General features: G+C 64.9%; 9 protein-coding genes. 6 read left to right on the forward strand and 3 right to left on the reverse strand.

Annotated features, from left to right (window positions below):
* Positions 1-20: 20 nt before the first annotated feature.
* Entirely contained in the window at positions 21-422 is a 402-nt protein-coding gene (locus RND64_RS11180; protein WP_049697533.1) for a pyridoxamine 5'-phosphate oxidase family protein, read from the reverse strand.
* Positions 423-491: 69 nt separating this feature from the next.
* On the opposite strand from RND64_RS11180, the gene RND64_RS11185 reads away from it, so the two are divergent.
* The 4 genes from RND64_RS11185 to RND64_RS11200 are packed head-to-tail and all read left to right on the forward strand — an operon-like array spanning position 492 to position 4,046.
* Positions 492-1,268, forward strand: coding sequence for an SDR family NAD(P)-dependent oxidoreductase (locus tag RND64_RS11185; protein WP_152929982.1), 777 nt, complete (start codon positions 492-494; stop codon positions 1,266-1,268).
* On the forward strand, positions 1,265-2,503 hold the full coding sequence (locus tag RND64_RS11190; RefSeq protein ID WP_049697386.1) for a bifunctional cobalt-precorrin-7 (C(5))-methyltransferase/cobalt-precorrin-6B (C(15))-methyltransferase: 1,239 nt from the start codon (positions 1,265-1,267) through the stop codon (positions 2,501-2,503). The genes RND64_RS11185 and RND64_RS11190 overlap by 4 nt, the downstream gene beginning before the upstream one ends.
* Positions 2,500-3,288 (forward strand): precorrin-4 C(11)-methyltransferase, encoded by a 789-nt coding sequence (gene cobM / locus RND64_RS11195; protein WP_049697387.1) that lies wholly within the window; start codon positions 2,500-2,502, stop codon positions 3,286-3,288. Before RND64_RS11190 ends, cobM begins: the two co-directional genes overlap by 4 nt.
* Complete coding sequence (locus tag RND64_RS11200; protein ID WP_049697388.1) at positions 3,285-4,046, forward strand: cobalt-precorrin-6A reductase; 762 nt, start codon at positions 3,285-3,287, stop codon at positions 4,044-4,046. Before cobM ends, RND64_RS11200 begins: the two co-directional genes overlap by 4 nt.
* Before the next feature lie 32 nt (positions 4,047-4,078).
* Here RND64_RS11200 and RND64_RS11205 read toward each other — a convergent pair whose 3' ends face one another.
* Together RND64_RS11205 and RND64_RS11210 are read right to left on the reverse strand one after the other, a co-directional pair.
* Positions 4,079-5,632: a precorrin-2 C(20)-methyltransferase gene (locus RND64_RS11205; RefSeq protein WP_049697389.1), complete on the reverse strand. Its 1,554-nt coding sequence runs from the start codon at positions 5,630-5,632 to the stop codon at positions 4,079-4,081.
* A gap of 4 nt (positions 5,633-5,636) precedes the next feature.
* A complete protein-coding gene (locus tag RND64_RS11210) occupies positions 5,637-6,260 on the reverse strand; it encodes a precorrin-8X methylmutase (RefSeq protein ID WP_064869267.1) in 624 nt (207 codons plus the stop codon).
* A 79-nt stretch (positions 6,261-6,339) separates the two neighbouring features.
* Between RND64_RS11210 and RND64_RS11215 the strand changes: the two genes are divergently transcribed.
* The gene (locus tag RND64_RS11215) at positions 6,340-7,029 is read left to right on the forward strand and encodes a thioesterase II family protein (protein WP_235434269.1); all 690 of its coding nucleotides are present in this window, start codon (positions 6,340-6,342) and stop codon (positions 7,027-7,029) included.
* A 401-nt stretch (positions 7,030-7,430) separates the two neighbouring features.
* Positions 7,431-9,164 (forward strand): fatty-acid--AMP ligase, encoded by a 1,734-nt coding sequence (locus RND64_RS11220; RefSeq protein ID WP_049697392.1) that lies wholly within the window; start codon positions 7,431-7,433, stop codon positions 9,162-9,164.
* Positions 9,165-9,166: the final 2 nt, after the last annotated feature.

The following is a 9,166-nucleotide window of genomic DNA, read 5'->3' on the forward strand; positions in this document are numbered from 1 at the left end:
CCCCGAGGGAAGGGTGACGATCAATCGAGAAGCGAGTGCGAACCGAGTACACGCTGCACGTCGATCTCGATGACGACGCGCTCGGGATTGGGCTTCGGCTCCCGATATCGCTGGGCGTAGCGCCGTTCGGCCTCCGCAACGCGGTCGCGATCGCGGTGAACAGTCGCGGGGCCTTCCAGCGTCAGCCACCGCGGACCGTCGACGTTGGTCACGGCGGCATAGCCACCGCGCTCGGCATTGCGCACCTTCTGGCTGCCCTCACGAGTGATCACCCGAGCAAGTCCACTGTCGGGGTCGTACGTGAACCCGACAGCAACGACGTGCGGGGTGCCGTCGGGTCGAAGCGTCGCGAGTGACGCAAGGTGTCGCTCGCCGAGGAAGTCGAGCGCAGCGGAACCGATGTTCTCCGGAGTGCGCGGCATGTCGCCAACGATAGTCACCGCGACGGCACCGCTGTCGGCTGCCCGCACGCCGGTGGAATACTGCGTGTCATGGCGCGGAGCAATTCACACGACGATCCGGGGACGGTCGTCCTCTTCGGTGGACGCAGCGAGATCGGGATCGCCCTCGCGAAACGACTGGTGGCAGGCAAGAGTGTTGTTCTCGCCGCGCGCCGCGCCGCCGACCTCGACGACGAAATCGCCGCTATGCGCGCGGCGGGCGCCAGCGACGTCAGCGCCGTCGAATTCGACGCCGACGCGACCGACACGCACTCGTCGCTCATCGAGGCGATCACAGCCGATCACGGGCCCATCGGCGCGGCGATCGTCGCGTTCGGCATTCTCGGCGATCAGCACCGCGCCGAAACCGACGTCGCGCACGCGCTGCAGATAGCCCAGACCGACTACGTCGGCCAGATCAGTGTGCTGACTCCGCTGGCCAACGCACTGCGGCGTCAGGCATCGGGCACCATGATCGTCTTCTCGTCGATCGCCGGAGTGCGGGTACGACGCGGCAACTACGTGTACGGGTCGACAAAGGCGGGACTCGACGGCTTCGCCAGTGGGTTGTCGGACGCACTCCATGGATCGGGCGTCCGATTGTTGCTCGCCCGCCCGGGTTTCGTGGTCGGCAACATGACAGCAGAACTCATGGCCTCCGGCACCAAGCCAGCGCCGATGTCGGTCGACGCCGAGCAGGTGGCCGACGCCGTGGCACGGGCGTACCACCGCGGTCGTTGGGAGGTGTGGATTCCCGGACCACTGCGCTTCGTCGGATTCGCGATGCAGTTCGTACCGCGCGCGATCTGGCGCAGGTTGCCCCGATGACGGTCGCGACGACGGATACCCCAGAATTCGTCGTCGTCGGGATCGGCGCCGACGGCTGGGCCGGACTGACCGATCGCGTGCGCGACGAATTACGCAGCGCCACAGTCGTATACGGATCAACACGCCAACTCGAACTCCTGCCCGAGCTCGACGCGACAACGGTGGCATGGCGTTCGCCGATGTCCGAGCACCTACAGCAGGTGCTGTCCGAGACTTCTGACTCCCCGGTTTCTGACACGACCGTGCACGTACTGGCGAGTGGCGACCCGATGTTCCACGGTGTCGGGTCGACGATCGTCAATGCCGTGGGGCGCGACCGGGTTCGGGTGCTCCCCACCGTGTCGTCGGCGAGCCTCGCCTGTGCCGAACTCGGGTGGGACCTGTCCCGCACACAGGTGATCAGCACGCTGCGCGACGACGCCGACGTCGTGGTGCCCGCGTTGACCGACGGCCGTCGGATCGTCGTGCTCAGCAGGGGAGCTCAGACACCCGCCGCGATCGCCGAGGTGCTGGTGCGCACCGGGTTCGGCTGGTCGACGATGACGGTTCTCGAACAACTCGGTGGCCCATCCCAACGGATCATCGAGTCGGTTGCGCGCTCGTACCGACCTCAACCCCACGACGCGCTCAACATCGTCGCCATCGACTGTGTCGGACCTCGGACGACGCGCCTACCGGGGCTACCCGACGACGCGTACGAGCATGACGGACAACTCACCAAGTCGGCGGTACGAGCGCTGACCGTCGCGGCCCTCGCGCCAGGTGGGCGAGGGCTCCTCTGGGATGTCGGATCCGGGTCGGGGAGCGTGGCCATCGAGTGGTTGCGCGCAGACTCCGACGGGTCCGCCATCGCCTTCGAGCACGACGACGCCCGTGCCGCACGCCTCGCACGCAACGCCGCCCGTCACGGTGTGGCGGGCGCGCTCACTGTGCGGGGCGCCGCGCCCGAATCACTGCGTGACGCACCGGATCCGGATGCAATCTTCATCGGGGGAGGACTCGACGACAAGGTCCTGACCGCTGCGTGGCGGGCGTTGCTTCCCGGTGGGCGGTTGGTCGCCAACGCTGTCGCGGTCCAGAGCCAGTCACTGCTCGTCGAATGGCACAGCCGACTCGGTGGACTTCTGCGACGATTCTCCATCGAGACCGTCGAGCCGCTCGGATCCATGACGACATGGCGTCCCGCACTGCCGATCGTGCAGTGGGTTGTCACACGAACGGACGACGAGTCGTGACCGTTTTCTTCATCGGCGCAGGCCCCGGCGCAGCCGATCTCATCACCCTGCGTGGGGCACGCGTCCTGGGCGAGTGCACCACCTGTCTCTACGCCGGATCACTTGTCCCGCAGGAACTCCTCGAACTCTGTCCGGCCGGCGCCACCCTGATCGACACGGCCCGGATGCCGCTCGACGAGATCATCGGGCACATCGTCGAGGCAGACGCGTCCGGTGCCGACGTCGCACGTCTGCATTCCGGCGATATTTCGCTGTATTCGGCGTTCACCGAGCAACACCGCGAGCTCCGACGCCTGGGGATCGGCGTCGAGATCGTGCCCGGCGTACCCGCGTTCGCCGCGGCCGCAGCTGCCCTCGACACCGAACTCACCGTGCCCGGGGTCGGTCAGAGTCTTCTCATCACCCGCGTGTCGACGCTGTCGACGGACATGCCGCCGGGTGAGGAACTCGCGCACCTGGCGCAGTCGGGTGTCACCCTCGCACTGCACCTCGCCGCGCACCGCGCGCCGCAGATCGTCGAGGCGCTCGCCGACCACTACGGGCCGCAATGCCCCACGGCTACAGTCGCATTCGCATCCCGCGACGATCAGGTGGTGATCAGATGCGCGTTGTCGGACCTGCCGCAACGGCTCGACGACCACGGAATCCGCCGCACCGCGGTCATTTTCGTCGGCAAGGTACTCGATCCGGCAACCTCGACCCCCACAGACAGCTACCTCTACTCGCACGCGCGGATGACCAAACTCCGCAGTGGCGGTCACGACGACAGACCGTCGACCACATGAGCGACGCACCGGCCGTGCTGGTGCTCGGGGGCACAGGCGAAGCCCGCGAGCTGGCTGCCCGACTCGTCGCCGAGCGCATTCCCGTGATCTCTTCACTCGCGGGTCGGGTCGGCGAGCCCCGACTGCCCGTCGGTGCCGTACGCGTAGGCGGCTTCGGGGGAGTGCCCGGCTTGCGGACATGGCTGCACGACAACGCTATTCGCGTCGTCGTGGATGCGACCCATCCCTTCGCGAGTGGCATCAGCGCCAACGCCGCAGCCGCGGCCGGCGACCTCGCTCTCCCTCTCGTCCGGCTATGTCGCGCACCGTGGTCACCGGATGTCGGGGATACCTGGGTTCAGGTTCCGGATATAGCAGGTGCTGCAAGGCATCTCGACGGGCGACGAGCACGCGTATTCCTGACCACCGGCAGGCAGGACGTCGACGCATTCGCCGAGAACTCCTCGGCATGGTTCCTCATCCGGGTCGTCGACCCTCCGCAGACCGCCATGCCCAGACACCACACCGTGATCCGGTCGCGCGGTCCCTACCATCTCGCCGACGAGATCGACCTGATGCGTGAGCACCGTATCGACGTGCTCGTCACGAAGAACAGCGGCGGTGACATGACGCGCGCAAAGCTCGATGCCGCAAGGACTCTCGGCATCGAGGTCGTGATGGTCGACCGTCCGAGCGAACCCGCGATGCCCACCGTCGAGGACGCAGCAGGCGCCGTCGAACTCGTCCGTGACCTGCTCACCGGCCAGACGCTGGGATGATCAGACACTGCGATAATCAGATGCCGTGATGATCAGACGCCGTGACCATCTGGCGTGTGATGACGGGGCGTGAACACCAGGCGACCACCACTGCGCTCGGCAACCGTCGTCGCAGATGATCCGATGATCAGCATCGTGCGCATGTCGACGATCGACGGATCGAACGCGCCAACGGTCGTCACCGACAGCGTCTGCTCGGGTCCGCCGACATCGCGCCCGACGATCAGGACGCGGTCGTCGGGAACCATCTCGCGCAGCAGGTCGTGAAGGCGTGGCACCTGCCATGTCCTGCTCTGCGATCCGGGGTTGTAGACGGCGATCACCAGATCGGCCTGAACTGCGTGCCTAATCCTGGCTTCGATCAGCTCCCACGGTTTGAGCCTGTCCGAGAGCGAGATCACCGCGAAGTCGTGCCCGAGTGGGGCGCCGGTGACCGCAGCGACCGCCGTTGCCGCGGTCACCCCCGGCACAACGCGGACGGGCACGTCGGCCCAACGCGGCTGAGCCGCTACCTCGGCCACCGCCGCCGCCATGGCAAACACGCCCGGGTCACCGGACGACACGACGGCCACGCGAGCACCCCGCGAAGCGAGGTCGAGCGCGAACTCCGCGCGTTCGGCCTCCACGCGGTTGTCGCTGGCATGCATCCGCTGTCCCGGCCGGGGCGTCACCCGCGCGAGATACGTTCGATAGCCGACGAAGTCGGTGGCCGACGCCAGTTCGGCGCGCACCTGCGGCGTGGTCTGTGTCGGCGCTCCCGGTCCGAGCCCGACCACGACGACCTCACCGGTCCCGGGCTCGGGAACGGACGCCTCGAAGCGCGGATTGTTCCGTCGGCCGGGAACGACGACCATCGAGAAGTACGGGACTTCCGACGGGTCGACGTCGGTGAGCGGCAGCACGCGCTGCGCCGGCGTCGAGGCCCTTTCCACATACCAGGCTTCGTCGAGCCGTCCGACTCGTTCGAGGGCCGTGCACACAGTCGAGAACGTGCGGCCCAGTTTGAGCACCGCGATGGCATCGGCGCCGGCGAACACCGCGGTCAACTCGTCGACCGGGAGTGTTCCCGGTACAACGGTCAGTATTTCTTCGCCTTCGACGAGCGGGATCCCCAGTGCAGACGACGCCCCACTCACAGACGTCACCCCGGGAATGATCTCTGCATCGAAGTCGTCGGCAAGGCGTTTGTGCATATGCATGTACGAGCTGAAGAACAGCGGGTCACCCTCGGCCAACAGACAGACATCCCGCCCGGCCCGCAGATGCGTCGCGAGTGTTTCGGCGCTCTCGGCATAGAAGTCGTTGAGGGCGCCGCGGTAGCCGCCGGGATGATCGGTTGCCTCGACCGTGATCGGGTACATCAGACGCTCTTCGATCTGATCGCCGCGCAGGTAAGGCTCGGCGACGCCCCGGGCAATACTGTTTCCATGGCGAGCGCTGTGATAGGCGATGACGTCGGCAGCGGCAATGATCCGCGCGGCTTTGACGGTGACCAACTCGCTGTCGCCCGGGCCGAGTCCTACGCCCCAGAGCTTTCCGTAGCGCGCCTCTTTCGCCGCACTTTCCTCGTTGCGTGGTGTCGTCACAGCGTCATTCCTGTGCACTCGCCAGTGCGTTGATCGCGGCGGCAACGATCGCCGAACCGCCTCGACGTCCGGCGACGGTGATGAAGTCGAGATCATCGCGGTTCGCCAGTGCCGCACAGGATTCCGCAGCTCCGATGAAACCGACGGGTGCGCCGACGATCGCCGCCGGGCGGGGCGCGCCCGCGTCGATGACGTCGAGAAGCGCGAACAACGCGGTCGGTGCGTTACCGATCGCGACGACCGCTCCGTCGAGTCGGTCCCGCCAATACTCGACGGCCGCAGCGGTCCGCGTGGTCGACAGTTGCTCGGCGAGTGCCGGCAGGCCCGGTTCTCCGAGATAGCACAGCACCTCGTTGTCCGCGGGCAATCGCTTGCGGGTCACTCCGCTGGCGACCATCGTCGAGTCACACAGAATGGGTGCACCCGCCTCGAGAGCAGATCGTGCCGCGGAGACGACGCCGGACGTCGCGATCACGTCCTTGGTCAAATCTGTTTCGCCACACGCGTGAATCATGCGTACGACAACCCCGGAGACGTCCGGGGCGAATCCGGCCAGATCGGCTTCGGCTCGGATGGTGGCAAAGGACTGCCGGTAGATCTCGGCGGCGTCGCGTAGGTAGTCGGGCATAATGGCTCAACCCTATCGGGGCCGTCGTCACGACCAACAGATCGGTTGCCCCCTGGCTCGACAGGATAGGGTGACCGGCGTGAGTGCGCCAACACTGTACATATTCCCGCATGCCGGCGGATCGGCCAGCTTCTACGTACCATTCGCGCGGACCTTCACGTCCGGTGTGAAACGAATCGCCGTGCAATACCCCGGCAAGAACGGAACTCACGACCTCGCGTCGTTCAGAGGGATACCTGAACTCGCCAACACGGTCGTCAGCAAGCTTCCTGCTGACCCCGACGCGCGCATAGCCCTGTTCGGACACAGCATGGGCGCCTTGGTGGCATTCGAGACCGCGCGCATCCTCGAGGCCGCCGGCCGCAGAGTCGAGGCGCTCTTCGTGTCGGCTTGCGCCGCGCCCGGCCGCAGCGGATACGACTACATTCCCGAATCCGATCGCGGCTTGCTTGACGCGGTGTCGGAAATGACAGGCGTCGACCCGGCACTCCTCGAGAGTGAGGAATTTCAGGCCCGAATTCTGCCGACACTGCGCGGTTTCAAAGCCATCACGGCATATCAATGCCCCCCGGATGCCACGCTGTCGTGCCCAATACACGTCTATTACGCCGACGACGACGAGGTCGCAACTACCGAAAAGGTCAGCCCCTGGCAGGAAAGGACAACCGCAGAGTTCACGATGCGGGAGTTTGCGGGCCATCACTTCTACCTCACGGACAACCTCTCCGAGGTGGTGGCCGACATCGAGCAGAAGCTGCCTGTCACCTGAGAATCTTGATAGGTAACTCACAGGTCGCCGACTGGAACAAATGACCCAGTTTGATTGGAACAAATGACCCAGTTCTGTTCGCACAGGTCACGCGCGACTCAAAGAACTGAGCTGTCCGAAGCATCAAGGCGCTGCTGATCGTTCGCAAAATTTGGTTGCATTTGGAAACTCAATTCACGCACTCCCCGGTGGCGTACAGACACTGCGGCTGCTAGCCTTCGTTCCACGTTCGTGAATCGAAGTATTATCGTTCTGGACGCTCTGGTTTTTTGGGGAAGACTCATCGACGACGAGGGGAAGCCGTCGCCTGAGTGTCATCGCACATTCTCTGTCGGGGGGAAAGCGAATGCATCGTGGATGTAACAAGTTCGGTTGATTTCACCGGGCCGGCAAAGCCAAATTTGTCGCAGCAAACGATCCCGTCCATTCTTCGGGGTAGGGCCGCTGCGCAACCTGACGACGTCGCTTTCAGTTTTATCGATTACGACATCGACCAGGCTGGATATGAAGAATCACTGACGTTTCGTGAGCTTTATCAGCGCGTTCGTGTCGTTGCCGCGGAATTGCTCAGGCATGGCAGTCCAGGTGATCGCGCAGCGATCCTCGCTCCACAGAGCCTCGACTACATCGTCGCTTTTCTTGGCGCGATGGAAGCAGGGTTCATCGTCGTACCGTTGTCCGTGCCGATGTTCGGTGCGCACCACGACGAACGGATCAGTTCTGCGCTATCCGACTGCACCCCGTCGGTCATCTTCGCCACAACCACCGTCATCGACGACGTACTCCCGTACGCACAGGAGATGGCGGGAGCCACACCGACGGTCATCGAGATCGATGCGCTCGATGCCGACGCGCCCGTCGACGATTACCCGGATAACGTGCGACAAAGCAAAACCGCAGTGCTGCAATATACTTCGGGCTCGACCAGCGCTCCACGCGGAGTGATGGTGTCGCACCGGAATGTCGTCACGAACCTCGACCAACTGATCAGCGACATGTTCGCTCATCACGGCGGCTGGCCCGATCCCGATACCGTGCTGGTGTCGTGGTTGCCCTTCTACCACGACATGGGCCTGCTATTGGGCATCTGCGGAGGCATTCTGTCTGGCCGACGCACCGTCGACATGAGCCCGATGGCGTTCTTGCAGAAGCCATCTCGCTGGATCACCACGATGGCCTCCTACGGTAAGACGTTCACCTCCGCACCCAACTTCGCGTACGAGCTCGCGGCGCGCAGGACCACCGACGACGATCTCGCGGGACGTGATCTGTCCGGCGTGACCGCGTTCATGTGTGGTGCCGAGCGCGTACACGCCAGTACCGTGCGTCGGTTCGTCGACAGATTCGAGCGAAATGCGCTGCCCAGCAACATTGTTCGTCCGGCATACGGTTTGGCCGAGGCGACGCTGTACGTGGCGGCTCTGACGCCGGGACGCACGTCAGAGGGCATCAACTTCGACTTCGAGAAGCTCGCCTCAGGCTGGGCACGCCGAAGCGGTGAGGGCCAAGACGGCTCGGAACTGATGAGCCACGGACCCGAGCGTTCGGTGACCTTCCGGATCGTCGATCCTGAGTCCCGCCAGGAGAATCCCGCCGACAAGGTCGGGGAGATATGGGTGCATGGCGACAACGTTCCCGCAGGTTACTGGCGCAATCCCGAGCTCACCGAGAAGGTGTTCGGGGGATGGATAGAAGATCCCGCGCCCACCACACCGGCCGGACCATGGCTGCGCACCGGTGATCTCGGAGTCCTGTCGGAGGGCGACCTGTTCATCACAGGCCGCATCAAGGATCTTCTGATCATCGACGGCCGCAACCACTACCCCGATGACATCGAAGGTACGGTCACCGAACTCACCCGCGGAAGGGTCGCGGCGGTGTCGGTCGACCGTGGATCGGCGGAGCAACTCGTGGTGGTCGCCGAGGTCAAAGATCGCGGCGCGCAGGTCGATTACGCGCAGTTGCGCAACGAGGTGACTTCGGCTGTGTCGAATCGGCATGGCGTCCGGGCCGCGGACGTCGTCTTCGTTGCACCCGGCTCCATTCCGATCACCACGAGCGGCAAGACGCGTCGGTCGTCGGTCGGCGACCATTACCGGGACGGCGTGTTCGTCGGATTGGACTCCGCGCAGTGACT

It is taken from the genome of Gordonia sp. w5E2 (assembly GCF_036540975.1).
GTDB classification, from domain to species: Bacteria; Actinomycetota; Actinomycetes; order Mycobacteriales; family Mycobacteriaceae; genus Gordonia; species Gordonia jacobaea.